A 25,408-nucleotide genomic window follows, 5' to 3' on the forward strand; every position below is an offset into this window, starting at 1 on the left:
AGGCGCCGGCGCGGCTACCGGGCGGCCCTCGGCCGCCGCACCCCGTAGGCCAGCACACCCACCAGCAGCACACCCGCGCCGACCGCCACCGAGACCCACGGCAGCGAGAACGCCAGCACCACGCACCCGGCGAGCCCCACCGCCGGCACCACCCGCGCCGCCGGCCCAGGACGGAGCGTCCAGGCGGACGCGTTGGCCACCGCGTAATACGCCAGCACCCCGAAGGAGGAGAAACCGATCGCGCCCCGCACATCCACCGTGGCGGCCAGCACGGCGACCACAGCGCCCACGGCCAGCTCCGCCCGGTGCGGCACCTGGAACCGCGGGTGCACGGCGGCCAGACCACCCGGGAGATGACCGTCCCGGGCCATGGCCAGCGTCGTCCGGGAGACCCCCAGGATCAGGGCGAGCAGCGAACCCAGCGCGGCCACCGCCGCACCCACCCGCACCACGGGCGCCAGCCCGGGAACCCCGGCGGCCCGCACCGCGTCGGCGAGCGGCGCGGTGGCGTCGCCCAGCCCCTTCGCCCCCAGCACGGAGAGGACGGCCACGGCGACCGCCGCGTACACGACCAGCGCGATGCCCAGGGCCGTCGGGATCGCGCGGGGAATGGTGCGCGCCGGATCCCGGACCTCTTCGCCGAGGGTCGCGATCCGGGCGTACCCGGCGAAGGCGAAGAACAGCAGACCGGCCGCCTGGAGCACCCCGCCGGCACCGTCCGGAACCCCGACGCCCAGGCGCCCGGCGTCGGCCTCCCCGGACGTCAGGGACACGACCACCACGGAAGCGAGGACGGCCAGGACCACGGCCACGATCGCCCGCGTCAGCCACGCGGACTTCTGGACACCGCCGTAGTTCACCGCGGTCAGCGCCACGACCGCGGCGACCGCCACGGCGTGCGCCTGCCCCGGCCAGACGTACGCGCCCACGGTGAGCGCCATCGCCGCGCAGGAAGCAGTCTTCCCGACCACGAACGCCCAGCCCGCGAGGTACCCCCAGAACTCCCCGAGCCGCTCCCGCCCGTACACGTACGTGCCGCCCGAGGCCGGGTACAGAGCGGCGAGGCGGGCCGACGAGGTGGCGTTGCAGTAGGCGACCACGGCGGCGACCGCGAGCCCGAGGAGCAACCCGGAACCGGCCGCCTGCGCGGCGGGCGCCAGGGCGGCGAAGATCCCGGCTCCCACCATCGAGCCGAGACCGATGACCACGGCGTCGCCGACACCGAGCGTGCGGCGGAGTCCGGAACCGGAAGGCGCTGTCATGAGAGTGCACCCTACTGACGGGTGAAACCGCCGGCCGTACCTGAGGTGTCCCGCACACCGGGACGAGGTGAACAACCGGACGCGGCAGGGCGAACGGCCGGACAGAGGGGCGGCGGGCCTCCGGAGCGCCGGAGTCCGGAACCCGGGCGGCCGGAACCGCGACACGCGGGGGAACCGTGCCCGGAACCCGGCCGGCGGACGAGAAGGACGGGCACCACGGAGGTACCCGCCCTTCCTCGCGTCCGTGCGGCGCGCCGCCGTCACCGGCCCCCGGCCTCGCCGGCCCTACCGGTAGTTCACGAACTGCAGGGCGAAGTCGAAGTCCTTGCCCTTCAGCAGGGCGATGACGGCCTGCAGGTCGTCACGGCTCTTGGAGCTGACCCGCAGCTCGTCGCCCTGCACCTGGGCCTTCACGCCCTTCGGGCCCTCGTCGCGGATGATCTTCGCCACCTTCTTCGCGTTCTCCTGGGAGATGCCCTCCTGGATCGACGCGAAGATCTTGTACTCCTTGCCCGAGAGCTGGGGCTCACCCGCGTCCAGGGCCTTGAGGGAGATGCCGCGCTTGATCAGCTTGGACTGGAAGACGTCGAGGACGGCCTTCACCCGGTCCTCGGAGTTCGCCTCCATGAGGATCTTCTCCCCGGACCACGAGATCGAGGCACCCACGCCCTTGAAGTCGTAGCGCTGCGAGATCTCCTTGGCGGTCTGGTTGAGGGCGTTGTCGACCTCCTGCCGCTCGACCTTCGAGACGATGTCGAAACTGGAGTCGGCCATGTCCTGTGGCTCCTTGTATCGGGGTGCGTATCGGGCTGCGCACCGGATGCGTACCGGCGTACGTGGGGCGGCCACCGAGCCCGGAATCGGTCCCGGGCCGCATCCGAACAAGCCTAGCCATCCCCCGGAGCCCGGGTGGCGATCAATCGGGTGGCGGAGCACCCCTGTCCATCGGGTATTGTTTACGTCGTTGCCAGGGAGCACCGCCGGAAGGCGGGTTCCGGGGCAGCGACCCCGGCGGTGTGCCCGAGCGGCCAAAGGGAGCAGACTGTAAATCTGCCGGCTCAGCCTTCCCAGGTTCGAATCCTGGCGCCGCCACACTGGGGAAGACCCTCTCCGACCAGCCATCACGGCAGGTGGGAGGGGGTCTCTCGTTGTTGATCCCCGTTCGATTCGTCGTGGACGGGACGCGGACGTGTCTCACCTCATACCGCGTGTATCCCACTGTCGATCAGTGCGCGTCCCCCAGGTGTCCCCCGGGGGAGAGCATGATCACCCCGGCTCGTTCCACTCCCGGAGAGCCGCGTCGATCCGGCTGTTCGCACGCTCCCGGGTTTGGTCGAGCACCTTGGCGTACACCTTGTGCAGCACTGCGATGCTGTGGCCGGCGCGGCGGGCGCACTCCATCGCGTCCACGCCGGAACTGAGCCAGAACGACACTCCAGCGTGCCGAAGGTCGTAGGGGCGACGGGCCAGCAGTGAGGCTGTCTCTGCCTCGCTCAGCACGTCCCGGCGGGCCTTCGCCCATACCTCCCCGTAGCCGGTCTCCTGTAGCAAGCCGTTGCGGTTCGTCCGGAAGAGCCGGCCATCAGGTGCCGTGCCCTGCTCTGCGATGTGCTGCCGCAGCATGCGGACGAAGTGCGGAGGGATGGGCACCGGTCGGGAATCCTTCTCGGCACGGGCCTTGAGGTGGCGCGTCTCGTGAGCCGTCCCGTCGTTCGTCCAGCTCCGTCCGGCCCGGACGATGCCCTGCCGCAGGGTGAGCATGCCCCACCCCGTTTCCGGGAGGTGGCACTGATCCGCGCGCAATCCGGCGGCTTCGGCCGGCCGCATGGCCGCGTAGTACAGGCATCCGAAGAACGCCTCCAGATGCCGCCCGCGGGGCCCCTGCTCGCGGACTCCCGCCAGGAGCGCCCGCACCTGCCGCGGATTGGCGACGCTCTCGGGGTCCACCGCCTCTACCGACTTCGGCGCGGTCCACTTCACGGCCGCGAGCGGGTTGACCGGGACGGTGAAGTACTTCTCCTCCACAGCGAGCCCCAGAACGTCACTCAGGCACGCACGCTTCCGCTTCGCGGTGCGCGGTGACGCAGTCTTCCCGTCCAGCCGCAGCGAGAGGGCGTCCAGGGCCAGGCGTACGGTCGCGGAATCCTCCAGCGCGGACACCGGCATGGAGTGCTTGGCGATCCAAGCCAAGGCGCGGGCAACGTCGTCCGGCGGGGTCTCGTTCCAGCGGTTGCGGTTGTACGCCCACCCGTAGAGCGCCCGCCGCATGAGCGCGGCGTCCGGCATGCCCACCCTTGTCTTCACGAGCGCGGGAGTGATGGTGGCCAGCGCGTCGGCGTAGTTCCGCCGTGACTTCGCTGGGGCCTGCGCCCATTTGCGGTCGACGTAGGCACGGCTGTGCTCGTACCAGGTGATGGAGCTCTGCTTGGCGCGCAGCTCGGAGACCGGGAGGCCCGTCTCTTCGTCGAACTGGTCACCGCGCCGCACGGCGGACATGAGTTCCGAGCGGCGCCCCTCCGCCTGCACCTTGAGTGTGTAGCTCTTGGAGTGCTTACGCTCCCCGACCAGCCAACGAACGCGGTATGGCTTTGGCCGATCTTTGCGGATCTCGATGGAGTAGAGGCGAACGTCGTACGTGAGTGGCATGCAAACTCCAGAGGGGCCCACTGGAAGCGGGCCCCTCGTGTCTCGTGTGTGCGGGTGGTGGTCGATCAGGCGGCGTCTTCCATCGACGACCACCAGGCGTCAAGGTCGCTGCGGCGGCAGCGGAGCTGTCCGTTCGGGAGCTTGATGAGCTTGGGAGCCTTGCCGCGGGCGCGCATGCGGTAGAAGGCGGCGCGGCTCATCTCGATCTCTTCCAGCACTTCCGGGAGCTTGAGCATCTTGGGGGCAGCCAAGGCAAAGACTCCTTCTCAGGGTTCGGCGGGAGGGGGCGAACTCCCCGGGGCGGGGGGCTCGCGTCTGTCCGAGGTGCGGATTTCTGCGTCACCTGCGTCATCTGCGTCACCTGCCGCTGTGACCTGCGGTTTCGCGGTGACGCAGCACGGTGGAGGTGCGTCACCGGTGACACAGACCTGCGTCATCGGGTGACGCGGGTGACGCGGGGTGACGCAGGGATCGGTCGTCTGCGTCACCGCTTTTTCGGCAGGTCAGTGGCCGTTTTCGGGGTGTGGGTGACGCAGGTGACGCAGCGTCTCTCTACTTCGGACAAAGAGGGGGGTGTCTGTTGTGGTGCGCGGCTCAGAGCGTGAAGAAGGAGCCGCTTCGCGGCGCGTCCATCGCAGGGCGGCTGCCGCCGCCGAACAGCAAGAGGAGCACGCCGGGGCGGGTGCTCCTCTTGCTTGTCCGGGCGGTCGTGGTGCCGCGCGGTCAGAAGGCCGCTTCCTGCTCGGGCGGGGGCGGCGCGGCGGCCGGCCGTGCAATCTCGATGTAGCGGGATGTGTTGGTGCGACCCCAGTCGATGAGGACACCCCGGGCCGCGAGGGTGGGCTGAAGGCGCTTGAGCCGGTCGGAGAGCACCTTGCCCGTGGTCGGCCACCCTTTGGGCAGGGGGCGGCACTCCTCGCCCGTGTAGAGGCCCGTGAGGCAGTGCAGCCATTCGGCGGACGTCATCCGCTGCTCGGTGCCCGGGTCGATGCTGGCGGCGTGCTTGAGCACCGTCTGCGCCAACAGGTCGCCCTCGATGACGTCGTCGTTGAGGTCGTCCAGGCTGGCCCGGTAGGCGGCCAGCGCCCCCAGACCGGTGGCCGCGTCGAGTTGCGCGCACAGGTGCGCGAAGTCCGCCATACGCAGGTCGGTCGGGATGTCCGCCTCCGCCGCCCGCACCTGCACCGTCAGGTCCAGAAGCGAGCCGAGGATGATGGGCAACACCTCGGCGAAGTCGGACCACAGTTCCGCCTCGGTGCGCCGCACCCGCGGGCGTTCCAGGCGCAGGGGAAGGAGCCGTTCGGCGAGGTCGGGCCGGATCACGCCCACGTCGATGCCGGTCAGGAGCAGGGGACGGCGGTAGCCGACGCGGAAGACGTCCCCGTCGGTGAACAGGGCGCGCTTGACGTTCTCGGCCCCGGTGACGATGCAGCACATGGCGTCGGACAGCTCCGGGGTCATGTGGGAGAGGTTGTCCAGGGCGGTGACCCACCCGGCGGCCACTGCCGTGATCAGGTTCTCCTCGTCCTTCGGTGCCCGGCGCAGGTCCCCGGTCATGCCCTCAATGATCCGCACGAGCATCCGCCCGCCGGTGGACTTGCCCGCGCCCTGCGGGCCGGTGAGGAACGGGGCCGGGACGGGCACGGCCGGCCCCAGGCAGCCGATCAGCCAGGCGATGGCCAGGCACTCGGTCTCGGCGGTGGCGAAGTTGCACAGCCGCATCAGCAGATCGATGCCCTTGCCGTCGGTGTCCTTGACCGGCAGGGGCAGTTCCCCGGTGAGCTGGGTGCGCCGCCAGCAGACTTCCTGCGGGTCCGGGGTGCGGACGTCCCACCCGGTGGGGTGGATACGCACGGACTGCCCGTCGCTGCGCCCCAGGTCCAGCCACGTGGCCCCGCCGTAGCCGGGGGCGACGCGGATGTGCACGGGCTGCACGTCCTCGGTCAGCGCCAGCGCTTCGATCAGGTCGAGCGCCTCCTTCATGGCGGTGCCGTTGAACACGCCGATGCCGTCCTTGAACAGTCCGACCATGAGTTCCTGGCGGTGGCTGCCCGTGGTGCCCTGGGAGCGGATCGGGCGGGCCACGGGGTGACCGTTGCGCTGCGCGTACACGGTGCCGTCGGCGGTGCGGAAGTACCGGAAGTGCGCTTGCGCGTAGTCGGTGATGATCTCGCGGGCGGGAGTCTTCTCGTCCTCGGACATGGTCACAGTTCCAACCGGGTGCGGGCGTTGGTCCACGCGTCCGCGCAGTGCCGGGCCGTCTCACCCTTGGCCTGCGCGGCGGTGAACAGGCGGGCGACGTGGGCGTCGGTGAGGCAGCCGCATCGGCCGTGCGTGGACAGCACCGCGAGGAACGTCCGGTACACGGTCGCGTGGACCGCGCTGCGGGTCTCGGCGATGCGCTGCTCCGCCATGGCGATGCCACGGTCTAGGTAGGCGGGTGTGCGGTGCGGGCACTGCCCGCCGCCGGATCGTGCGGGCACGGTAACGGCATGCGACGCCGGGCGGGCCGGGGAGGGCCCCTTGACGGCCAGCGCGCGTACGGCGTCCGGCAACTCGACCATCGTGCCGGTTCCGGGGACGAGATAGCGGGCGTAGGCCATGGTCGACTTGATGTCCACGCCGGGGCGCACCGCGTTCACGGAGCGCATGGCGCCCCGGTAGATCCAGTGCTCACCGCGCGTCGTCGGAACGGTCCGCGTCGCGGGCAAGGTGGTGCGGGCCCAGGCGATGGCGTCTGCGTCGTCCAGGTCGACCACGGTCAGGCCGGCACCGCCAGGGTGGTAGCCGACGCACACCGCCCGCCGCCACGCCGCCGCCCACGGAGGCGAGACGATGACGGTCGGGTCGGTGGTGGCGGCGGCCCAGGCGTGGCAGACGCCGGGGCACCGGCACGGGCCCGGAATCTTCATGTTCGGCCGGCCGCCGCACGCGTTGTCCGCGCACGCCGGGCAGTTGCCGAACGGCACCTTGCCCCGGCGCAGGGGCAGCACGGGCACGCCGGACGCGGCAAGGCTCAACGCGGTGTGCTGGGGGCGCAGCGTCTCGCTCACGCCGCCACCCCCAGCGCGGCCGTTGCCAGGAACGCGGCGCCGATCCACTCGGTGTAAGCCGGGGGGATGGCCTCGGTCAGTTCCTCGCGCACGTCGGTCCAGTCGATGCCCATCGCCGCTTGCAGCTCCGGGATGCTGGGCTTGCCGCCGCCGTTGCCGTAGGCGGCCACGTACGGGCCGTCGTAGAAGCGGCCGTGCCGGTAGCCGCGCACGCGGCCCCGGTGCGGGATGTGGGCGGGCTGCTCGATGCTCCAGCCGCCAGCTTCGAAGTTGCGGTGCCGGATGACTCCGAGGTCGAACATCTCGCCGCACAGGGTGAGGTCTTTGCGGATCTTCGCGCGGCCGTTGGGTTGCTCGATAACGTAGGGCAGGCCGGTGGCGTCCAGCAGTTCACGGGTGGGGGCCACGAGGTCGACGTGCGCGCGCCCCCAGCCCTGCGAGGCGTTCGTGCCCACGGTCAGCGCGCATCCGTGCTGGCAGGGCGGGGAGGCGTGCACGAACGCGTACCGACGGATCTCACCCGTGGCGATCAGGTGGGCGAGATAGGTGAGGGCGTCACCCTGGTGACGGGGGAAGGGGTAGTTCGGTCGGTCGGCGATGTCGCAGCCGTGGACCGCAAATCCGGCGCGGGCGTAGCCCACGGCGGCGCCGCCGGCGCAGCAGAACAGATCCAGCAGGCGCGGCCGGTGGCCGGGCACTCGCCGGATGGTGGTGAGTTGCGTCATGCTGGGAGACCTCCACAGGTCAAGTGGTTGGCAGGTGGACAAGAGCGGCCCCGGACTTTGGCGAGACGGGGGCCGCTCTTGGCGTAGCTAGCCGTGGAAGTGGTTGCGCTTGATCACGGCTCGGCGGATGTTGACCGTGGTGCCGCCCTTGTGTCCGCTCGCGCTCAGGACCTGGATGGCGATCCAGCCGCCGAAGATGACGGCGGCGAGGGTGATGAGCTGGGTGACGAACGCGGTCAGCGCCGCGATGAACGAGGTGAGCAGTAGCAGTCCGCCGCACACCGCGAGGAAGCCGACGCCTCCGAGGGCGACGTTCACCGCCGTGCGGGAGACGGCCGGCTTCGTGGTGACCGGCTCCGGGCGGGCGGCGTCGATGGTGTAGCCGGTGACGATCCGGCCGTCCGGCAGGACGATGCTCGCGACCGTCGGAACGTGGCCCGGCTGGACGGGGACGACCGGTGCCGGGTGGACGACGGCGGGCGGAATCGGGGCGGGCTGGTAGGCGGTCACGGCCCGTTCGGCGGGCCGCTCGTGGGCGTGGTCGGGGTACATGCGGAATCCCTTTCGGTGCATGGTCAGGGAGGCAACGGCACCCCCTGCGGGGTGCCGTGGAGAGGGGTTTTCGGGGGGCTGACCTGCGTGCCTCCCTGACTCTCTGGGCGATCATTCGTGCAGGTCAGGGCCAGGGAGGCGGGTCAGGGAGGGGTTCAGGGAGTTCTCCCTGCCTCCCTGACCCGTCGGGGGTCGGCTCCCTGCCGTCAGCCGGTGGAAGCGGAACCGTCGGTGTTGCGGTTGGCGAGGGCGCGGGCGACGCGGTCGCGGCCGACGACCATGCGGCCGTCGGACTTGTACGGCTCCGCGCCGGCGTCCTCCAGCACGCGCTTGAGGTCGCCGGGCGTCCAGGTGCCGTAGGCGTCCTCGCTGAGCGCGGAGAGCCGCTTGAGGACGTCGGCGGTCAGCACACGGGCCGCGTCGCCGAGGACGGCGGCGATGTCGGTGAGCGGGTCGCGCTCCTCGCCCCGCTCGATGACGTGCAGGGTGGTGACCCCGTCGCGCAGGGCCTTGGCCCGGTCCGCGATCGCGTGTGCGTCGTCGGTGCTGATGTAGTGCGTGCGCACCGTGATGGACGACTGTCCCTTGGGGATCTCGATCCCGTCGGAGGCGACGACCAGGGTTCCCTTGTCCAGACCGGGGCGCAGCAGGTTGGGGGCGGCGCCGCCGTCGACGGCCTTGTCCCCGAGTGCCATGCGGGCCTGCGACTCCGTGCCCAGGGCGAGGGAGGCGCGGGTGTGGGCGCCCTCGCGGACCAGCTTGGGCAGGTTCTGGTCGGTGGGGTCCTGGGTGCCCTGCCACAGCAGCACGTTCACCGCACGGCCCTGGTTGTGAATCTTGCGGGCCCCCATGAAGTAGCGGGAGGTGGCGCTGGACCCGCCATACGGGCGCTTGTCCTCGCCCTTGACCGGGCACATGAACGCCACCTGCGCTTCGTCCACGATGACGACCAGCAGCGGGAAGTCGGTGCCGGGTGGTGCCTGGAGGCGGCGGTTCATCTCCTCCACGGCGTCCTCGAGCATCTCGGTGACCTGGATGACGTGGTCGTCGGTCGGGCCCTGGATGAGCCGGGTGGCGATGCCGTCGAACATGGCCCAGTCGCCGGCGCCCTTGAGGTCGCCCATCCAGAATTCCACCGACCGGTCAAGGGCCAGCCATAGGGCGAGCGCGCGCAGGGCGGCGGTCTTGCCCTGGTTGGACAGACCGGTGATGAGCAGGTGCCGCTGATACAGGCTCAGCTCGGCGGCGTCGCCGCGCAGGTCCTGCCCCCACGGGGCACGGCCGGTCTTGTAGTTCGCGGTCAGCGTCTCGTCCGTGACCAGCGGGGAGGGGCCGATCGGCTCGTCCAGCGCCCCGCTGTCGGCGATCCACAGCCGCACCGTGCGGGCCGCCTGCGGGATGGTGATGAACACCTCGTGTTCGTGCCGGGTGAGGTTTTCGGCGAGCTTGCGGCGCCGGTTCTGCACCTCGTTCGTTGACACCCCCGAGGGCAGGGTGACGTCGACTTCCACGCCGCATCCGGCGATGCGGATCGGTCCGAGCATGGACGCGCCGGCGTCGCCCATCTCCTTGATGGCGCGCGCCAGGGCGGGCACTCCGAGGTCGCGCAGGGCCTTGACCACGATGGACGGGGTGATCGGCTCCCCCTCGCCGGTGCGGACGTTCGCGGGCAGCGCCCAGGCGGGGGCGGCGTGCTGCTTGCGGCCGACGGACCACAGGGCGAGCAGGGCGAGGAACGGGCCGATGGTGAGGGCCGGGCCCCACACGATCTGCACGATGCGGATCAGTAAGGCGATGAAGTCGATGGTGGCGCTGAGCGGGGTGATGACGTGCCCGATGTCCTCGGTGCTGATCGCCATGACGATGCCGAGGGCGATCAGCAGACCGACGCTCATGCCGGCGCCGACGGCCACGCCCTTGGCGGCGTCGACGGGGGAGTGCAGCAGGTCCATGCGGCGGTGGTGGCGGGCGGCGCGGAAGCGCTGCAGCCGCTCCTCCCACTCCTCGGCCGCTTCCAGGTTCCCCGCGGCCTCCGCCGCCCGGATCATCCGCTCGTACCGGGAGCCGGTGCGGCCGTCCCAGGCGCGGCGGGCCACGATCCGCCCGCCGTTGAACGTGTAGAGGCCGTGCCGGACCGTTGCGCGGACGGCCGTCTTCGTGCGCTCGTGCGTGACGGCCGACTTCACCGCGCGTCCGGAGCGCACCCACAGCGGCACCGGGCGGGCCGGAGACGCGTCGGGCACGACGGTCAGGGTGGTCACGGTCGCCGGTTCGGCGGCCGGGGGATCGGTGGGCTTGTGGAAGGGGACGACGTTCTCAGACATGCTGGAAGTGCTCCTGACTGCCCCCACTGGGGGCGGGAGTAAAGGAAGAGCCGGGGTGGCCGTGTCCGTGGAAAGAGGCGGCCACCCCGGGGTGGCAGAACGCGCGGGTGAGGCCTCAGGGCGGGCAGTGCGCCGGTGCCCGAAGGGGGGTCAGCGGCGGTGGCCGGCCTGGTGGGCGCGCCGTGCCGCCTTGCAGGCCGGGCACTTGCGCTCCGGGCCGTCGCCGACGACCGGGGTCGGGATCACCTGTCCGCAGACGGCCCGGGTCACGCCGAAGACGAGCGGCCCGCAGTCGGGGCAGTGAAAGTGCGCGTCCAGGACCGGCTGGGCCTTGCCGGTGATGCGCGCCATGGTCACCACCACCCCTTCGACTGCTTGGGCGCCAGGCAGGGGCAGCCGTTGACCATGTGGTCCACGCACTGCGGGCAGTCCTCGCGCGGCTTGAGCTTGCGGTGGATGCGCCGGTCGTGGGCGTGCTGCCAGCACTGCGGGCACTCACCCGGCGGCGTCTCCAGCGGCTTGGCCACGGTCACCACCACCCGTTCGACTTCTTGGCCGCCTTGGCGCGGGCGGCCTCGGTGATGAGCCGCTGCCGCTCGCCGTGCAGCGCGGACAGCTCGGCGGTCAGCCGCATCTCGGCGGCCGACCCGGTGGACTCGATCTGCTGCTCCGCGCGGCCGGCGCTGCGGCCCCGCAGGGTGCGGTAAGCGCCGGTGGTGACGGCGCGGGCCAGGGCGCGACGCTCGCGGCCGTTCAACGGCCACACCTCCCCCCGCCGCACGGCCTCCAGCTTCTTCGTGGTCACCCGGATCTCGCGGTCCAGGCGGCGCAGGTCGGCGTTACTCATGACGGGTACTCCCTTCCGGCCCGTGCGGGCCGGGGTAGGCGCAGGGCACGCAGGTACCGAGCGCGGCGGGGATGACGTATCCGGCGTCATGCCGGCAGGCGGGGCAGGTGCGGCGGGCGGTGTTCGCCTTGGCCAGTGCCGCCCTGCGGGCCGGGGTCATGGGCCGGACCGGTTTGGCGAGGTCGACGCGGTAGAGGTAGGCGACCAGCGGGCCGCGCCGGCGGCGGGGGCGTTCGAGTTGTGCGGCCACGTCCTGCCCGCCGGGGCGTAGTCCGAGGGCGCGCAACTGGCGGCGGGTGGCGTAGCCGTCCGGGGCGAGCCGCCACCGGTACACCGGCAGCGCCCCCATCACGCGACCCGCTTCCACGCGGCCCGAAGGCGGACCTCGGAGGCGGAGTGCCCGGCGGCCCGGAACCGGGCGGCCATCTCCCGATATGACAGGGCGGGGGTTTCGCTGGTGCGGATCTCGTCGACGATGACGTCCAGCGCGTCATCGGTGAGCGCGGGCGCGGCCTCCAGCGAGCGGGCCGCAACCGGCTCGGTCGGGCCCCACACGGGGAGCTCCCAGCGGGGTGTGACACCGGGTGTGACGCGGCTCGTCACGCTGGTGAGCGCCCTGCCGGTCTCCTCGCCGGCGCGGGCCGTCTCCAGCGTCGACCACGCGGAAGAGAGCGTCTGCGCGGTCCGTGCCTGGACGCGGGCGACGCGGGCCCCGGCCTCCGTCACGGCCGTCAGCCGGGTCTCCTCGGTGGCCGCTTCCGCCCGTAGCCGGGCGCGGGCCACGGCCGCCTCATCGCGCGCCTCCTGCTGGATACCCCGGATCGCATCCAGCGCGAGCGGGGTAAGCGCGGTGCGCTCCCACAGGCCATGCACGAGCCACAGGGCCTTGGCCGCGATCGGCAGCCACGCCACGGCCAGCCACGCCCCGGCGGAGTGCTCCGCGGTCAGGGCGTGTGCGACCAGGACCCCGGTGGCGATGAGTCCGAAGGACCAGCCGACGGCGGTCACCGCCCGGTTGTGGTCGCCCTGGGCGGCGAGCCGGCGTTCGTAGGCGAGGGTGGCCAACCAACCCCCGTCGATGCCCAGACCGACGACCACGGCGACCGGCCACGGCACCGCCCCACCGAGCCACATCACCACCACGGCCAGGGTGAGCACCATGGACACGGCCGTCATCGCGACGGCCGGCAGAACGGTCTTCGCCCTCATGCGGTGGCCCCTTCCTGCTCGCGCACGTCCACGGCCGCGATCAGGACGACCGGAGTGGAGTCGTCGAAGAGGTCCCGGCTGTCCTCCGTCCAGGACCACGCCGCACCCGGCGCCACCTCGTAGCCGAGGGCGGCCAACGCCGCCCGCCGCTCCGCCCCGGTGGGCACCGGCCCGGACCGCTCCCACCGGAAGGTGGGCCAGTCCGGCACTCCGTACAGCACGACGTACAGGCGCCACGCGCTGCCGTCGCTCGACATCTGCGCGGTCAGCGTCTTCACGCCGCACCCCCGGGCAGGCTTGCGGCCGGGGTGCGGTTGAGCAGGGCGACGCGGGCGGCGAGTGCGCGGCGGCGGGCCCGGCGGATGCGGCGGGCGTCCAGCTCGGTCGGCGTGCGGTCCAGGGTGACGATCTGCGCGTCCAGCAGCTCGATGTCCGCCAGGATGACGGGCATCTCCCGCTCGATCATGTCCAGCTCGGCGTTCGTCGGCTCCATGAAGTCGGCGAACGCGGTAACAGCGTCCTGAACAGTGACGATGTGGTCCATGGGTCGTGGCTCTCCCTTGCAGGTGAAACGGCCCGAATAGCGGTCCCGGGTGGCTAGACCCGGGGCCGCGCGCCGTTGTTGGTGAAGCCGCGCATCAGGCGCGGCATGGCCGCTGAGCAGCGGCCGAAGTGCCCCGGACCGGTCTCGAACCGGTCGGGTTGCCGTACGGGGCACGCCGGTCTTCTCCGCCTTGTTTCCGACCCCTTCGGGCAGGCGGACCACGGGTTACCGGCAGTTCCCTGTGTGAAGTTCTCAAGGCGCTTGCGCTTCCTTCGAGCCCTTTTCACGGAGCCCTCCGGGCGGCATAGGAGCAGCCCAATAGGGACGCTCTGGGCTCGCTGTCCTAGGACTGCGAGCCGTTCAGTAAGACCATGACGCACAGTCCCAGGACTGTCAACAGTCCTGGGACTGTGTTTCACTGGTCGATGTCGAGAGGAGTGCTGCATGGCGCCCAAGTGGCGGGAGCTTGCGGACCGACTGGCCGAACAGATCAGGAACGGCGAGTACGCGCCCGGTGCCCAGTTGCCGCAGATCAGGGACCTGGTGGAAGCGGGCGAAGGCTCGAAGTCCACGGTCCATGCGGCCTACAAGGCGTTGGAGGCCGAAGGGCTGGTCACGTCATCGCGCGGACACGGCACGGTCGTCCGTGAGCGGGCACCGCTCAAGCGGCTCGGCATCGCGCGCTACGACAAGGCCAAGTGGCGGGACGGCGATGAAGTGGCGTTCATCGCGGACCGCGTGGCGTCCGGACGTACGTACAAGCGGAACGAACAGACCCAGACCGTCAACCGTGTGCCGGCGTCGGCCGTCGTCGCCCAGGCGCACGGTCTGCCGGAAGGCGCGGAGGTCTACGCACGTGCACGCGTGGTCAAGGAAGGCTCACAGCCAACGCACACGCTGACCAGCTACTACCGCCCCGAGCACGTGGAAGGGACGCGCATCGTCGATCCGACGCCGGGGCCCGCCGGCCGGGGGGGTGGCTTCCGTGTCCTGTACGACGCCGGGTACGAGATTGACCACATGCAGGAGACGCTGTTCGCGCGCATCCCCACGGCGGACGAAGTCCAGCTCCTACAACTTGCGCCGGGCGAATGGGTGGTGGAGCTGCACCGGACGACGTACACGGCCGACGGCACCGTGGTGGAGTTCGCGATCGGCGTTCACGCGGCGACGCGCTTCTCCTGGACGTACGACTTCAAGGTCCCCGACTCAGCGAAAGCGGAGGGCGAGAGCAAGTGATCTCAGCACAGGCATGGGCCGACGCTCAACGGCTCTGGGACTTTCAGCAGATGAGGCATGAACTACGCCCATGCTCTGTCGCGATCGGACTCGGCAGTCATGACCTCGGAGTCGCGGACACAACTGCTGATCTCTACCACCGGGGCATGATGCCGCTGATCGTCTTCACCGGGGCGACCAGCCGCACTACACGCGACCGCATGCCGCGCGGCGAGGCTGAGCACTACCGCGAGCGGGCGATGGAACTGAGAGTGCCGGCCGATGTCATCCTCGTTGAACCGCGGGCCCGGAACACAGGAGAGAACATCCGCTTCTCTCGCGCACTCCTCGAAGAGCACCGGGCCGCTGTGTCGTCCGTCCTGCTGGTCAGCAAGCCGTACGAGGAACGACGGGCCTACGCGACCGCACGCAAACTGTGGCCCGAAATCGAGTGGGTCAGCGCGTCCACACCTATGACCCTGGCTGACTACGTCGACTCGATCGGAGACGCACGTCTGGTCATCGACATGTTGGCCGGCGCGCAGCAGCGGCTCATGATCTATCCGCAGCAGGGATTCATGATTGAGCAGCGCGTACCCGACGACGTGGCCGCAGCGTACGAGCGCCTGCGCGACGCCGGGTTCACGAGCCGACTCGTGGCAGACACCGCAGAGCGGAAGTGACGGCGTTACGGGAGCCTTGTGAGACCCGCTGTGGCCAACCTCTGACCAAGCTGAGGCGTCACGCACGCTCTGCGGAGCGATAAGCGCAGGTCACACGGGATGGATGCGCGGGAAACCGGCCGGTCTTGAAAACCGTTCCGGTAATGCATGGGACAGCACGTGATCCCTTGCCTGGTTTCCAAGCGGATCTTTGCTATTCGCTGGCCATCCAGAACCTTCTACTGCAAGGCTAGTTAACACTTCAAAGACAACTGGTGGGGATGGATGTGGCGAGTCGAGTAAGTACAAGATGTATGCACCTGCGAGACCATCGGGGCCGGTACGCATAGCGGCCGCATAGCAGGTGTTGATTATCCACCCATCAAGAAAAGATCGAAATCGGACAGACCGTGCACGGGGCACGTCTCTAGATCAAGGGACCGTCGGGGAAGCTCTGCTAAGAGGTCTCGCGCCTCTTCACGATTCGCATTGAGTTGCCGACCGAAAGCGATGCCAATGACGCGGGCTGCGCCAGCGTCACGTAAAGCGTGTGCAGCGCTGGCCATGGTGCCGCCAGACGTAAAGGTGTCGTCTAGAAGGAGGATTCTTTTACCGTTGACACTCGGATCGGCGACGAATAGGTCCGGAACTATTCGTTGACGTCGCTCGGCGGCAGACTCGCTGCGCGCCTTGGTCAAAACACCCTGCCTCCACGCCACGGGCCATTTCTTTATGCAGGACAAGAGGGCGTCGAGGTGATTGATGCCATTCCGCTGTTTAGAAGAAGGAACTGTGACGCCCATGTCGAATGACCCGCCGTATGCATCCTCGATGCACTTGAGATGGCTATCCAAGAATGCCCACAGGAGGGACGCAAGAGGTAACTGGAGCCACCCGCTCGATTCTTCATTCTTGACTCGCCACAATGCCCCTTCAAGCCCACCGTGCACTGAGTAGCATATGGGTATGAAGCCGGTGAGGACCGTGGAGTATTGGCTATTGCACGGGAAGCACCGCGCGAAATGGGTGCCCTGAGACCCTACAGGGGTAGGGGCGCGGCAGATTGCACACACGCCTACTTCCGACGGAGTGACAGACGGAGTGAAGTCCTGGCTCTTCAGCCATGTCACCCACTGGTCTACGGTCCAGTTCTCGCGGGTCGGGCGGACGAAGCGGCGATACGACACAGATGACCCCTTGAACCCCTCAGTCGGCTACAGAGAGAGCGCTGTAGATCACTCTACGTCGAGGCGCAACTGCTCCGTAAGGGGTTCGCGATGAGATGGGCGCGAGTCGTGCAGGCGTTCGATTATCTGGGCGGTGCTGTCTACGATCGTTGCTCGGCCGGCTTCCACCATCTTGCGGGCCCACTCCTGTGTATCCACCAGCGAACGCAGCAGTAAGACATGCCGTCCCTGCTCGGAGGCGACACGCGCCTGCATTTTAGCTCCGGAAGTTCGGGAGGCTTCGATCACTACGCTGCCCAGACTAATTCCAGACGTGACGTGGTTTCTCCTTGGGAAGGTGTCCCTGCCAGGAGAGCGGGACGGCCAGAACTGAGACAGGACGACTCCCGATTGTGCGATTTCCTCCAGGAGTCCGGCATTTTCTTTGGGGTAACAACGTGTGATCCCGGTACCCAGGACGGCGAGAGTGCGACGCTCGAAATGCAATGCTGTTTTGTGCGCGGCAGTATCGATGCCGCGCGCGAGACCAGATGAGATGGTGAATCCGGCCTCGCCCAATTCTCGCGCTACCCTTTTGGCTCGCGACAATCCGATCTCTGACGCGTCCCGAGTGCCGACTACAGCCACTGCGCGCCTATCGGCCTCTGCGTTCAGGTCACCCCGGAAGAACAGGAAGGGTGGGAGGTCTTGGAGGCTGCGAAGGTTCTCGGGATAGCTGTTGTCGAGCACAGTAGTTAGCCTGGCTCCAACCTTTTCCGCCAAGCGAAGCTCCTCGTCGATGCGGGAGGTGTGTTCGCTGAGAGGAGTGCGGAGGCCATGGCGCAGGATGGGTAGAGATTTCCTTGCCGCTGGTGATTCCTCGGGAATGTTCCCGTCGCATAGGGCGTCAAGGTGGCCTTTGAGGGCGCATCGGGCGATGAGGGCCCAGTCGACGCTTTTACCTTCTACGCGAATCGAGCAAAGCGCCAAGAGGCGCATCTGGCCATCGGTGATCACTTGGTGCTCCTTCTACTCAAAGATCACTGTTCGAAGGATCAGTTCGGCTGACGGGTCGTACTACCCCAGAGTAGGGGGTGCAACGATGCCCTCTCCACCGTTTGGAAGGTAAAGACGGGAAATGCCTGGTAGGCCATGACGATGGAGAGGCACCAGAGTTGACGGCCACGGCCTTGTCAAGTGCTCTCATGACATGCCATGGCACGCACGGCATGCGGGCTCACTGGTGCAAGGCGGTGCCGCGGTCAGAACCTCGGGTGCGGACGGCAACGGGATCAGGGAGGGAGTGGGTTGTTGTCTGCGCTGGTCAGACCGCCCAGCGGGGAGGTGATCCTTGGAGGGCTGTAAGCACACCCCTGCCCACCGCGTGCCCCGTAGTCGCGGCAAAGTGCGTTGTCGGTGCTCGGAGTTACGCTGCGCCGCGTGGATGATCTCCTGAGCAAGGTCCTTGAGCTTCAGCCGTCTTGGACGGCGACGAACACGGAAGAGATGAAGAAGCGAGGCGCCATCATCCGACAGCACCTGCCCGATCTCTTGAGGGAGGCCAAGCCCCGGCTGACTGCCGCGCTCGGGGTTCCGCCCAGTGACCTCGGTGTCGAGGGGCGTGACGGTACGGGGCTGAAGTCGGAGATCCCGTGGGTTCGAGTGTTCGGGCGCGAGCAGTCGCCCAGTTCAACCACCGGGTGGTATGTGGTCTACCTGTTCAGCGCCTCTGGTCGACGGGTCTACCTGTCTCTGAATCAAGGGACGACGATTTGGACGGGAGGCGTGTTCAAGGCACGCAGGGTCGAAGACCTCCGGGCCCGCGTCGACTGGGCCCGGCCGCTACTGGCGGAAGCTACAGCCGAGCGCCCAGACCTCCACGAGACCATCGAACTGGACGCTCGGACACCCCTGGGACGGGGCTACGGTCCTGGAAATGTGCTGGCCATTGAGTACGAGCGAGAGCACCTGCCCCCGCAGAAGATCCTGCTGGAAGACCTCCTCTTTATGACCGGACTGCTCGGCATCCTGTACGCCGCAGAGCGGCTGACCCCTTACATCCCCGGGGACCCGACTCCAGAGGTGCTAGAGGCCGAGCAGAGTGCGGCGAAGACCGCCGGACGGCGCACCCCGGGCGGCGCGCGGCCGCGCAGGGCGGGACAGGGCTTCCTGCTCACGTCCGGTGAGCGGCGAGCTATCGAGCGGCACAGCGTCGGCATGGCCACCGAGCACTTCGAGGCGCAAGGGTGGAAAGTCAAGGACGTCGGCGACAAAGAGTCCTTCGACCTCCTGCTCACAAGGGGCGAACGACGGCTGCACGTCGAGGTCAAGGGAACGACCTCCGCAGGGCTGGAGGTGATTCTCACCCGTGCCGAAGTCGAGAAGCAGCGGAAGTACTACCCCGACAACGCGTTGGTCGTCGTGCACTCGATCGAGCTGGACCGTACGGGGGAGGAGCCGGCGACTTCGGGGGGTGTCCTCCACTGCACGTCACCGTGGGCCGTGGAAGACGCAGATCTCACGGTGATCTCGTACGCGTATCGAACCCAGGTGGGCAGGCAGTCGTCCGGCGACGTGGTCGGGGAGCAGGGCCTGTTTCCCCCAGGTGTCCCCCAGCAGCGGCAGGCGCAGGGAGAACCGCAGGCCGCAGATGGTGGAAGGAGCCCGCTGTAAATCTGCCGGCTCAGCCTTCCCAGGTTCGAATCCTGGCGCCGCCACACTGAGAAACCCCCTTCGTCCCGCGGAAACGCGGAACGGAGGGGGTTTTTCGTGTACGCACTCTTCCGCGCGCGCCTTCTTCCCCGTGCCCCCGGGCGCAGGCCCCGGGGCACACTGGCTCCATGTCGTCCCGTCGCAGACCCTGTCCCGAGTGCCGCCGCGAGATCGCCGTCGTCGCCGGACGGTACGCGCGCCACGACCCGCCCGGCGCGCGGGGGAGCGGGGAGCTGACCTCGTGTCCGGGGTCGCGCAGGCAGGCCCGGCCGGGCCCGGAGCAGCCCTCGCTGGGCGGTTACGCGGTTCCGGAGTTCCCGGGACAGATGCCCCTCTTCTGAGGCCCTCCGGGGCCGCCGGAGCCCTCGCTCAGTTGCCCGCCACCGACTTCACCGCCACCGACACCGGCGCGGGACCGCTGATCAGCTCCAGGGTCAGGCCGGCCGTCGCGGGGGTGTCCACCAGCTCCGCCAGGACGGCGGCCACGTCGTCGCGCGGGATCGGGCCGCGGCCCGTGCGGGCCTCCAGGCGGACCAGGCCGGTGCCGGCGTCGTCGGTGAGCATGCCGGGGCGCAGGATCGTCCAGTCCAGGGCGTCCAGGCCGCGTACGTACGCGTCCGCCTCGCCCTTGGCGCGCAGGTACACGTCGAAGACCTCGTCCCCCTCGTGCGCCGGGTCCGCGCCCATGGACGACACGATCACGAAGCGCCGTACGCCCGCGCGGACCGCCGCGTCGGCGAAGAGGACCGCGGCCGCCTTGTCCACCGTCTCCTTGCGTTCCGCCCCGCTGCCCGGGCCCGCTCCCGCCGCGAACACCGCCGCGTCCGCGCCCGCCAGCCGCTCCGCGACCTCCTCCACCGAGGCCGACTCCAGATCGAGCACGATCGGTTCGGCGCCCAGCTGCCGCAGCTCGTCGGCCTGTTCGGGCTTGCGGATGATCCCCGCCGCCTCGTCCCCGCGCGCCACGAGCAGCCGTTCGAGGCGCAGCGCGATCTGACCATGACCACCAGCGATGACAATGCGCATGCCTTCGACCGTACGCCGGGACGACCGCATCCGCCGCACGACTCCCGCGATCCCGGTGTCTGCCCCGGCGGCCCGCCCCCGGCGGCTGCGCCCCCGGCGCCCTTCCTCCTGCCCGCATCCTCCCCGCGCGCCGGCGTCCTCGCCCCGTGACGGGCTGAGGCGGCCTCAGAACGCCTGGCCCCGCCCCTGCCGCGGCAGCCCCGGATCCACCGCCGCCGGACCGCAGTACTCCCGCACCGCGCTCGTCCGCGCCACCACCCGCCCCTGGTGCACCACGACGCGGCTGTACGCCAGCGACAGCGCCCCGGAGAGCCGGTCACCGCGCACGGCCAGCAGCTCGGCCGGGAAACCCGCCTCCACGCGCACCTCGGGCAGTCCCAGGGCGGCCCGCGCGGACGCGCTCACCGCGTCGTAGGCGTCCTCCGCGGGCAGCCCGTGGCGTGAGGCCAGCAGGTACGCCGCCTCCAGCGGATCGCCGCGGCCCACGGGGTTCGACACGTCCCGCAGGGCACCGCTCCCGGCGGTCACCCGCACGCCCGCCGAGCGCAGCAGCCGCACCGGAGGCGTGTCCCGGCGGTCGGCGCCGCCGCAGCCGCCCTGCGGGAGGCACACCACCGTCACCCCGTTCGCCGCGAGCTGGTCCGCGGTCCGCGCGGCGACCTCGCCGGGGAGCCGGGAGAGGCCGCCGCACGGGCCCAGGGTCACCCCCGGCCGAAGCCCGCCGGCCATCACCGCGAACCGGGCCAGGCGGGCGGGGTCGTCGGCGTCCGTGTGCAGGTCGACGGGGCAGCCGTGCTCGGAGGCGACCTCCAGGACCGCCTCCACGTACCCCGTGGGGTCGGGGTCGAGATCCGGACAGCCGCCCACCGCGGACGCGCCCATCTTCACCGCGTCCCGCAGCACCGCGAGGCCGTCCGCCCCGGCCACCCCGGTCAGCAGCCGGGGCATGGCCACCGTGGTCAGTTCGGTCAGCCCGCGCAGTGAACGCCGGGCCCGCAGTACGGCGGTCAGCGCGCCGAGTCCGGCCACGTCGCCCACCCGCACGTGGGCCCGCAGCGCCGTCGCCCCGTGCCCGAGCTGGAGCAGCGCGGCCTGCGCCGTCCGGCGCTGGACGTCCCGGGGGTCGTGGGAGACGGGGCCGCCGGTGTCGGCGGACAGGGCCGTGTCGGCGTGGGCGTGCGGCTCGGCCGGGGCCGGCAGGAGCAGGTAGCCGGTGAGGTCGACCCGGGTGCCGCACGCGCGCGTGCCGTCCGCCGCCAGGCTGCCGGCCGTACCGACCGCCTCGATGCGCCCGCCGTCCAGCCGCACGTCCACGGTCCGCCCGTCGGTGAGCCGCGCGCCGCACAGCAGGAGCGGGGCCGGGTCGGCCGGACCCGCGAGCGGCGACGAGGACGGCGGGTGGGGCGGTGGCTGCGGCTGGCTGTCGGGCATCGCGTTCCTGGGGCTCGGGCCGCGCGCGGAGGACGCGCATCACGCTGCGGCAAGATCACGCAGAGTGATTCGAGCCTAGGGCGGTGGCCCGTTCCCCGCCGGGAGGAGCGCAATAGTCGTACCGGTGTGGTCCGCCGTGTGCGCGGTGCGCGCCGGACGGGTACCGCGTGGCCGCCGGAAGGGTCCGCGCCGCGGGACCGGTGGGAGGGGGTCCGCACCGCGGGACCGGTGGGAGGGCCGGGGGACGGTGCGCGACAGGGGCCCGAAACGGATTTGGGCGAACGGCCGCTGACCGTGTAATGTCTTCATCGCTCGCCCCAATAGCTCAGTCGGCAGAGCGTCTCCATGGTAAGGAGAAGGTCAACGGTTCGATTCCGTTTTGGGGCTCTGGTGTGTGAGGTTCCCGCCGCAAGGCGGGGCCCGATCGCATCAAAGCGGTGTAGCTCAGTCGGTAGAGCAAGCGGCTCATAATCGCTGTGTCACCGGTTCAAGTCCGGTCACCGCTACAGACAGTAGCCGATTGCGGGGTCGGTCCTTCGATCGGCTACTCTTCTTGCGTTAATCAAGTCCATCCGTTCGTCAAGGAGCACTCACGTGGCTGCCACCGACGTCCGCCCGAAGATCACGCTGGCCTGCGTGGAGTGCAAGGAGCGGAACTACATCACCAAGAAGAACCGGCGTAACAACCCGGACCGTCTTGAGATGAAGAAGCACTGCCCGCGTTGCAACGCGCACACCGCGCACCGCGAGACGCGATAAATCAGGCTCGTACACGAGGCCGTCCCCGCAGTCGGGGGACGGCCTCGCGTCGTTTCCCTCACCGGCCGGCCCGTGGTCCCCGTGCCCACCGCCGGTTCATGACACCAGACACAGGAGGTGCCGCGCGCATGGCGCTCGACCAGTCCTTCGTGGGGCGGACCTACCCGCCCACCGAGCCTTACGAGGTGGGCCGGGAGAAGATCCGTGAGTTCGCCGAGGCGGTGGGGGACGCCAACCCGGCGTACACGGACGCGGAGGCCGCCAAGGCGCTCGGCCACCCCGATGTGATCGCCCCGCCGACCTTCGTGTTCGCGATCACCTTCAAGGCCGCCGGGCAGGTCATCGCCGACCCCCGGCTCGGGCTGGACTACAGCCGGGTGGTGCACGGGGACCAGAAGTTCTCCTACGTCCGTCCGGTGCGGGCCGGCGACCGGCTCACGGTCACCTCGACCATCGAGTCGATCAAGTCGATGGCGGGCAACGACATACTGGACATCCGCGGCGAGGTGCACGACGAGGCCGGCGAGCACGTCGTGACCGCCTGGACCAAGCTGGTGGCCCGCGCGGCCGAGGAGGCGTGAGCAACACCATGACGGCGAAGATCTCCTACGCCGACGTCGAGGTCGGCACCGAGCTGCCCGCGCAGACGTTCCCCGTGACCCGGGCGACCCTCGTCCGGTACGCGGGCGCCTCCGGCGACTTCAACCCCATCCACTGGAACGAGAAGTTCGCCAAGGAGGTCGGTCTGCCCGACGTCATCGCGCACGGCATGTTCACCATGGCCGAGGCGATCCGCGTGGTGACCGACTGGGCCGGGGATCCGGGCGCGGTCGTGGAGTACGGCGTCCGCTTCACCAAGCCGGTCGTCGTCCCGAACGACGAGCAGGGTGCCGTCATCGAGGTCAGCGGCAAGGTCGCGGCCAAGCTCGACGACAACACGGTCCGCGTGGACCTCACGGCGACCAGCGCCGGGCAGAAGGTGCTGGGGATGTCGCGGGCGGTCGTACGGCTGGCCTGACGCGGGACCGGAAGAAGGCGGGAGGGGCGATCTCCGAGGGGAGGCGCCCCTCCCGCCCTTCCGTGCGCCGGAGGACTTCCTCCCGGCGAGGCCCCCGGGTCCGCGGATCCCTCTTGACGTAGTTAGTGATTGAGCACTAACTTTGCGGCATGGTCAGGATGAGCGCAGAGGAGAGGCGCGAGAGCGTCATCCGCGCGGCGACCGCCGAGTTCGCGCGCGGCGGCTACCACGGCACGTCGACCGAGGCGATCGCGAGGCGGGTCGGTGTCTCGCAGCCGTACCTCTTCCGGCTCTTCCCGGGCAAGAAGGCCATCTTCCTGGCGGCGTCGGAGCGCTGCTCGCAGGACGTCATCCGCATGTTCACGGAGGCCGCCGAGGGCCTGGAGGGCGAAGAGGCCCTGCACGCCATGGCGAGCGCCTACATGAGGACCATCGCGGAACGGCCCGAGGTGATGCAGATGCAGATGCAGACGTATCTCGCCGTGGCCGCCGCGGAGCAGGAGGGCGACCACGAGTTCGGCGCATCGGTGCGCGCCGGCTGGCTGCGGCTGTGGGACACCGTCCACCTGGCGCTGGGGGCCGATGTCGGCGAGACGACGACCTTCATGGCGTACGGGATGCTCATCAACTGTGTGACGGCCATGGGGTTCCCGCCGGAGCACCCGATCTGGGAGGGGCTCCACCCGTCGGCGCGACCCGTGCGCCCGCCGGAGGGCTGACGGCAGGAGGGTGATGTGACGTCCCCTTTTTCTGCCCGCAGAAGTTAGTCATCAATAACTAACCGGAATCTTCCGTTTCCTGGGGGAGCGATGGCACAGCAGACCGAGCGCCGCGGATCAGCCGCCTGGGCACTCGTCATCACCAGCGTCGCCGGATTCATGGCGGCCCTCGACAACCTCGTCGTCACCACCGCCCTGCCCTCCATCCGCGAGGACCTGGGCGGAGCCCTGCACGACCTCGAATGGACCGTGAGCGCCTACACGCTCACCTTCGCCGTCCTGCTGATGTTCGGCGCGGCCCTCGGCGACCGCTTCGGCCGCCGCCGGCTCTTCGTCGCCGGTCTCGCCGTCTTCACCGTGGCGTCCGCCGCCGCGGCCATGGCACCCGGCATCGACTCCCTCATCGCCGCCCGCGCGGTCCAGGGCGCCGGGGCCGCGGTCATGATGCCCCTCACCCTCACCCTGCTGACGGCCGCCGTGCCCGAGGCGCGCCGCGGGACGGCCTACGGCATCTGGGGCGCCGTCAACGGACTCGCCGTCGCCTGCGGACCGCTCGTCGGCGGCAGCCTCACCGAACACATCTCCTGGCAGTGGATCTTCTGGCTGAACGTCCCGCTGGGCGTGCTCCTCATCCCGCTCGCCCGCCTGCGCCTCGCCGAGTCCCACGGCACCGGCGCCCCGCTCGACCTGCCCGGCACCCTGCTCGCCAGCGGCGGCCTGTTCGGCATCGTCTACGGACTGGTCCGCGGCCCCGTCGACGGCTGGACCGGCACCGTCGTCCTGACCGGTCTGTTCGCCGGGCCGGCGCTGCTCGTCGGCTTCGTCCTCTACAGCACCCGCGCCAGGAACCCCATGCTGCCGATGCGGCTGTTCCGCTCCCGTGCCTTCGCCGGCATCAACGCGGCGAGCCTGCTGATGTTCCTCGGCATGTTCGGCTCGATCTTCCTGCTCAGCCAGTACATGCAGGGCGTGCTCGGCTACTCGCCCACCGAGGCCGGCCTGCGGATGCTGCCCTGGACCGGCATGCCGATGCTCGTCGCCCCCGTCGCCGGCATCCTCTCCGACCGCGTCGGCGGCCGTCCGGTCGTCGCCGCCGGGCTCTTCCTCCAGGCCCTCGGCCTCGCCCACCTGGCCGTGGTGGCGACCGCCGGGGCCTCCTACGCCGTCCAGCTGCCCGGCCTGGTCGTCAGCGGCGTCGGCATGGCCCTGTTCTTCGCCCCGGCCTCCAACCTGGTGATGTCCAGCGTCCGGCCGAAGGAGCAGGGCGTCGCCTCCGGCGCGAACAACGCCCTGCGCGAGGTGGGCGGCGCCCTCGGCGTCGCGGTCATGGCGTCGATCTTCTCGGCCCAGGGCGGTTACGAGTCCGCCCGGTCGTTCGTCGACGGCATGCGCCCCGCGCTGATCACCGGCTCCGCGGCGGTCGCCCTCGCGGGAGTCGCCGCCCTGCTCATACCGGCCCGCAGGCCCGCCCGTCCCAGCGGACCCCCGGCCGCCCGCACGGCCGGACCGGTCCTGGAGAACGCCTCCTGAACGCC

28 protein-coding genes and 3 tRNA genes are annotated in these 25,408 nt (G+C 70.1%); 12 read left to right on the forward strand and 19 right to left on the reverse strand.

Translation table 11 applies throughout. The features are described from left to right. Positions 1 to 14: 14 nt before the first annotated feature. Together GL259_RS23010 and GL259_RS23015 are read right to left on the reverse strand one after the other, a co-directional pair. Positions 15 to 1,262, reverse strand: coding sequence for an amino acid permease (locus tag GL259_RS23010; RefSeq protein WP_159535250.1), 1,248 nt, complete (start codon positions 1,260 to 1,262; stop codon positions 15 to 17). 285 nt (positions 1,263 to 1,547) lie between these two features. Continuing rightward, entirely contained in the window at positions 1,548 to 2,036 is a 489-nt protein-coding gene (locus tag GL259_RS23015) for a YajQ family cyclic di-GMP-binding protein (protein ID WP_159535251.1), read from the reverse strand. A 236-nt stretch (positions 2,037 to 2,272) separates the two neighbouring features. Here GL259_RS23015 and GL259_RS23020 point away from each other — a divergent pair. Further along, positions 2,273 to 2,354, forward strand: a tRNA-Tyr gene (locus GL259_RS23020). A gap of 174 nt (positions 2,355 to 2,528) precedes the next feature. On the opposite strand, the gene GL259_RS23025 is transcribed toward GL259_RS23020, so the two are convergent. From GL259_RS23025 to GL259_RS23090, 14 genes are all read right to left on the reverse strand, one after another. Next, positions 2,529 to 3,908, reverse strand: a complete 1,380-nt coding sequence (locus tag GL259_RS23025; RefSeq protein WP_159535252.1) for a tyrosine-type recombinase/integrase — start codon at positions 3,906 to 3,908, stop codon at positions 2,529 to 2,531. Between the two features lie 65 nt (positions 3,909 to 3,973). Then, a complete protein-coding gene (locus GL259_RS23030) occupies positions 3,974 to 4,159 on the reverse strand; it encodes a helix-turn-helix domain-containing protein (protein ID WP_156698646.1) in 186 nt (61 codons plus the stop codon). A gap of 472 nt (positions 4,160 to 4,631) precedes the next feature. Continuing rightward, the gene (locus tag GL259_RS23035; RefSeq protein WP_159535253.1) at positions 4,632 to 6,110 is read right to left on the reverse strand and encodes an ATP-binding protein; all 1,479 of its coding nucleotides are present in this window, start codon (positions 6,108 to 6,110) and stop codon (positions 4,632 to 4,634) included. A 2-nt stretch (positions 6,111 to 6,112) separates the two neighbouring features. Further along, positions 6,113 to 6,961 carry a bifunctional DNA primase/polymerase gene (locus GL259_RS23040; protein ID WP_159535254.1) on the reverse strand — a complete coding sequence of 283 codons (849 nt, stop codon included), beginning with the start codon at positions 6,959 to 6,961 and terminating at the stop codon, positions 6,113 to 6,115. After that, entirely contained in the window at positions 6,958 to 7,686 is a 729-nt protein-coding gene (locus GL259_RS23045) for a DNA methylase (protein ID WP_159535255.1), read from the reverse strand. Before GL259_RS23045 ends, GL259_RS23040 begins: the two co-directional genes overlap by 4 nt. 87 nt (positions 7,687 to 7,773) lie before the next feature. Then, positions 7,774 to 8,238, reverse strand: coding sequence for a hypothetical protein (locus GL259_RS23050; protein WP_159535256.1), 465 nt, complete (start codon positions 8,236 to 8,238; stop codon positions 7,774 to 7,776). A gap of 206 nt (positions 8,239 to 8,444) precedes the next feature. Next, complete coding sequence (locus tag GL259_RS23055) at positions 8,445 to 10,562, reverse strand: ATP-binding protein (RefSeq protein ID WP_159535257.1); 2,118 nt, start codon at positions 10,560 to 10,562, stop codon at positions 8,445 to 8,447. 150 nt (positions 10,563 to 10,712) lie between these two features. Further along, complete coding sequence (locus GL259_RS23060) at positions 10,713 to 10,913, reverse strand: hypothetical protein (protein ID WP_159535258.1); 201 nt, start codon at positions 10,911 to 10,913, stop codon at positions 10,713 to 10,715. Positions 10,914 to 10,915: 2 nt separating this feature from the next. Next, on the reverse strand, positions 10,916 to 11,095 hold the full coding sequence (locus GL259_RS23065; RefSeq protein WP_159538890.1) for a pRL2-8: 180 nt from the start codon (positions 11,093 to 11,095) through the stop codon (positions 10,916 to 10,918). Next, positions 11,092 to 11,409: a hypothetical protein gene (locus tag GL259_RS23070; protein WP_159535259.1), complete on the reverse strand. Its 318-nt coding sequence runs from the start codon at positions 11,407 to 11,409 to the stop codon at positions 11,092 to 11,094. Before GL259_RS23070 ends, GL259_RS23065 begins: the two co-directional genes overlap by 4 nt. Beyond that, entirely contained in the window at positions 11,402 to 11,758 is a 357-nt protein-coding gene (locus GL259_RS23075; RefSeq protein ID WP_159538892.1) for an RRQRL motif-containing zinc-binding protein, read from the reverse strand. The genes GL259_RS23070 and GL259_RS23075 overlap by 8 nt, the downstream gene beginning before the upstream one ends. Next, a complete protein-coding gene (locus GL259_RS23080) occupies positions 11,758 to 12,618 on the reverse strand; it encodes a protein spdB (RefSeq protein WP_159535260.1) in 861 nt (286 codons plus the stop codon). The genes GL259_RS23075 and GL259_RS23080 overlap by 1 nt, the downstream gene beginning before the upstream one ends. Next, on the reverse strand, positions 12,615 to 12,896 hold the full coding sequence (locus tag GL259_RS23085) for a DUF6303 family protein (RefSeq protein WP_159535261.1): 282 nt from the start codon (positions 12,894 to 12,896) through the stop codon (positions 12,615 to 12,617). Before GL259_RS23085 ends, GL259_RS23080 begins: the two co-directional genes overlap by 4 nt. Beyond that, a complete protein-coding gene (locus GL259_RS23090; protein ID WP_159535262.1) occupies positions 12,893 to 13,162 on the reverse strand; it encodes a DUF6284 family protein in 270 nt (89 codons plus the stop codon). The genes GL259_RS23085 and GL259_RS23090 overlap by 4 nt, the downstream gene beginning before the upstream one ends. Before the next feature lie 444 nt (positions 13,163 to 13,606). Here GL259_RS23090 and GL259_RS23095 point away from each other — a divergent pair, with 444 nt between their 5' ends. Then, entirely contained in the window at positions 13,607 to 14,401 is a 795-nt protein-coding gene (locus GL259_RS23095) for a GntR family transcriptional regulator (protein WP_159535263.1), read from the forward strand. Then, positions 14,398 to 15,063: a YdcF family protein gene (locus tag GL259_RS23100; RefSeq protein WP_159535264.1), complete on the forward strand. Its 666-nt coding sequence runs from the start codon at positions 14,398 to 14,400 to the stop codon at positions 15,061 to 15,063. Before GL259_RS23095 ends, GL259_RS23100 begins: the two co-directional genes overlap by 4 nt. Positions 15,064 to 16,277: 1,214 nt before the next feature. Here GL259_RS23100 and GL259_RS23110 read toward each other — a convergent pair. Next, positions 16,278 to 17,225, reverse strand: a complete 948-nt coding sequence (locus tag GL259_RS23110; protein ID WP_159535266.1) for a DNA-processing protein DprA — start codon at positions 17,223 to 17,225, stop codon at positions 16,278 to 16,280. Positions 17,226 to 17,648: 423 nt separating this feature from the next. Between GL259_RS23110 and GL259_RS23115 the strand changes: the two genes are divergently transcribed. Beyond that, positions 17,649 to 18,881: a DUF3578 domain-containing protein gene (locus GL259_RS23115; protein ID WP_243762369.1), complete on the forward strand. Its 1,233-nt coding sequence runs from the start codon at positions 17,649 to 17,651 to the stop codon at positions 18,879 to 18,881. Positions 18,882 to 19,048: 167 nt separating this feature from the next. Further along, positions 19,049 to 19,261, forward strand: a complete 213-nt coding sequence (locus GL259_RS23120) for a hypothetical protein (protein ID WP_159535267.1) — start codon at positions 19,049 to 19,051, stop codon at positions 19,259 to 19,261. A gap of 28 nt (positions 19,262 to 19,289) precedes the next feature. Here the strand turns inward: GL259_RS23120 and GL259_RS23125 are convergent, their stop codons facing one another. Together GL259_RS23125 and GL259_RS23130 are read right to left on the reverse strand one after the other, a co-directional pair. Beyond that, positions 19,290 to 19,946, reverse strand: coding sequence for an NAD(P)H-binding protein (locus GL259_RS23125; protein WP_159535268.1), 657 nt, complete (start codon positions 19,944 to 19,946; stop codon positions 19,290 to 19,292). Positions 19,947 to 20,111: 165 nt separating this feature from the next. Continuing rightward, positions 20,112 to 21,377 (reverse strand): amidohydrolase family protein, encoded by a 1,266-nt coding sequence (locus GL259_RS23130; RefSeq protein WP_159535269.1) that lies wholly within the window; start codon positions 21,375 to 21,377, stop codon positions 20,112 to 20,114. 314 nt (positions 21,378 to 21,691) lie between these two features. Here GL259_RS23130 and GL259_RS23135 point away from each other — a divergent pair. The 7 genes from GL259_RS23135 (at position 21,692) to GL259_RS23165 (ending at position 25,403) form a co-directional block, all read left to right on the forward strand. Next, a tRNA-Thr gene (locus GL259_RS23135) sits at positions 21,692 to 21,764 on the forward strand. 46 nt (positions 21,765 to 21,810) lie between these two features. Further along, positions 21,811 to 21,883 (forward strand) — tRNA-Met (locus GL259_RS23140). Positions 21,884 to 21,971: 88 nt separating this feature from the next. After that, positions 21,972 to 22,136: a 50S ribosomal protein L33 gene (gene rpmG / locus GL259_RS23145; RefSeq protein ID WP_003948671.1), complete on the forward strand. Its 165-nt coding sequence runs from the start codon at positions 21,972 to 21,974 to the stop codon at positions 22,134 to 22,136. A 128-nt stretch (positions 22,137 to 22,264) separates the two neighbouring features. Continuing rightward, on the forward strand, positions 22,265 to 22,717 hold the full coding sequence (locus GL259_RS23150; protein WP_159535270.1) for a MaoC family dehydratase N-terminal domain-containing protein: 453 nt from the start codon (positions 22,265 to 22,267) through the stop codon (positions 22,715 to 22,717). A gap of 8 nt (positions 22,718 to 22,725) precedes the next feature. Continuing rightward, a complete protein-coding gene (locus GL259_RS23155) occupies positions 22,726 to 23,154 on the forward strand; it encodes a MaoC family dehydratase (RefSeq protein ID WP_159538896.1) in 429 nt (142 codons plus the stop codon). A 149-nt stretch (positions 23,155 to 23,303) separates the two neighbouring features. After that, positions 23,304 to 23,873, forward strand: a complete 570-nt coding sequence (locus GL259_RS23160) for a TetR/AcrR family transcriptional regulator (protein ID WP_208026506.1) — start codon at positions 23,304 to 23,306, stop codon at positions 23,871 to 23,873. Between the two features lie 90 nt (positions 23,874 to 23,963). Next, positions 23,964 to 25,403, forward strand: coding sequence for an MFS transporter (locus tag GL259_RS23165; protein WP_159535272.1), 1,440 nt, complete (start codon positions 23,964 to 23,966; stop codon positions 25,401 to 25,403). Positions 25,404 to 25,408 lie beyond the last annotated feature (5 nt).

The organism is Streptomyces sp. Tu 3180 (assembly GCF_009852415.1).
Classification (GTDB): Bacteria; Actinomycetota; Actinomycetes; order Streptomycetales; family Streptomycetaceae; genus Streptomyces.

Bases quoted from the DNA above. Each gene is read 5' to 3' on its own strand.
- GL259_RS23090 (WP_159535262.1), bottom strand. From the start codon at position 13,162: ATGGACCACATCGTCACTGTTCAGGACGCTGTTACCGCGTTCGCCGAC.
- GL259_RS23075 (WP_159538892.1), bottom strand. From the start codon at position 11,758: ATGGGGGCGCTGCCGGTGTACCGGTGGCGGCTCGCCCCGGACGGCTAC.
- GL259_RS23095 (WP_159535263.1), top strand. From the start codon at position 13,607: ATGGCGCCCAAGTGGCGGGAGCTTGCGGACCGACTGGCCGAACAGATC.
- GL259_RS23060 (WP_159535258.1), bottom strand. From the start codon at position 10,913: ATGGCGCGCATCACCGGCAAGGCCCAGCCGGTCCTGGACGCGCACTTT.
- GL259_RS23080 (WP_159535260.1), bottom strand. From the start codon at position 12,618: ATGAGGGCGAAGACCGTTCTGCCGGCCGTCGCGATGACGGCCGTGTCC.
- GL259_RS23010 (WP_159535250.1), bottom strand. From the start codon at position 1,262: ATGACAGCGCCTTCCGGTTCCGGACTCCGCCGCACGCTCGGTGTCGGC.
- GL259_RS23125 (WP_159535268.1), bottom strand. From the start codon at position 19,946: ATGCGCATTGTCATCGCTGGTGGTCATGGTCAGATCGCGCTGCGCCTC.
- GL259_RS23070 (WP_159535259.1), bottom strand. From the start codon at position 11,409: ATGAGTAACGCCGACCTGCGCCGCCTGGACCGCGAGATCCGGGTGACC.
- GL259_RS23165 (WP_159535272.1), top strand. From the start codon at position 23,964: ATGGCACAGCAGACCGAGCGCCGCGGATCAGCCGCCTGGGCACTCGTC.
- GL259_RS23130 (WP_159535269.1), bottom strand. From the start codon at position 21,377: ATGCCCGACAGCCAGCCGCAGCCACCGCCCCACCCGCCGTCCTCGTCG.
- GL259_RS23120 (WP_159535267.1), top strand. From the start codon at position 19,049: ATGTCGTCCCGTCGCAGACCCTGTCCCGAGTGCCGCCGCGAGATCGCC.
- GL259_RS23160 (WP_208026506.1), top strand. From the start codon at position 23,304: ATGGTCAGGATGAGCGCAGAGGAGAGGCGCGAGAGCGTCATCCGCGCG.
- GL259_RS23045 (WP_159535255.1), bottom strand. From the start codon at position 7,686: ATGACGCAACTCACCACCATCCGGCGAGTGCCCGGCCACCGGCCGCGC.
- GL259_RS23035 (WP_159535253.1), bottom strand. From the start codon at position 6,110: ATGTCCGAGGACGAGAAGACTCCCGCCCGCGAGATCATCACCGACTAC.
- GL259_RS23050 (WP_159535256.1), bottom strand. From the start codon at position 8,238: ATGTACCCCGACCACGCCCACGAGCGGCCCGCCGAACGGGCCGTGACC.
- GL259_RS23155 (WP_159538896.1), top strand. From the start codon at position 22,726: ATGACGGCGAAGATCTCCTACGCCGACGTCGAGGTCGGCACCGAGCTG.
- GL259_RS23150 (WP_159535270.1), top strand. From the start codon at position 22,265: ATGGCGCTCGACCAGTCCTTCGTGGGGCGGACCTACCCGCCCACCGAG.
- GL259_RS23015 (WP_159535251.1), bottom strand. From the start codon at position 2,036: ATGGCCGACTCCAGTTTCGACATCGTCTCGAAGGTCGAGCGGCAGGAG.
- GL259_RS23025 (WP_159535252.1), bottom strand. From the start codon at position 3,908: ATGCCACTCACGTACGACGTTCGCCTCTACTCCATCGAGATCCGCAAA.
- GL259_RS23055 (WP_159535257.1), bottom strand. From the start codon at position 10,562: ATGTCTGAGAACGTCGTCCCCTTCCACAAGCCCACCGATCCCCCGGCC.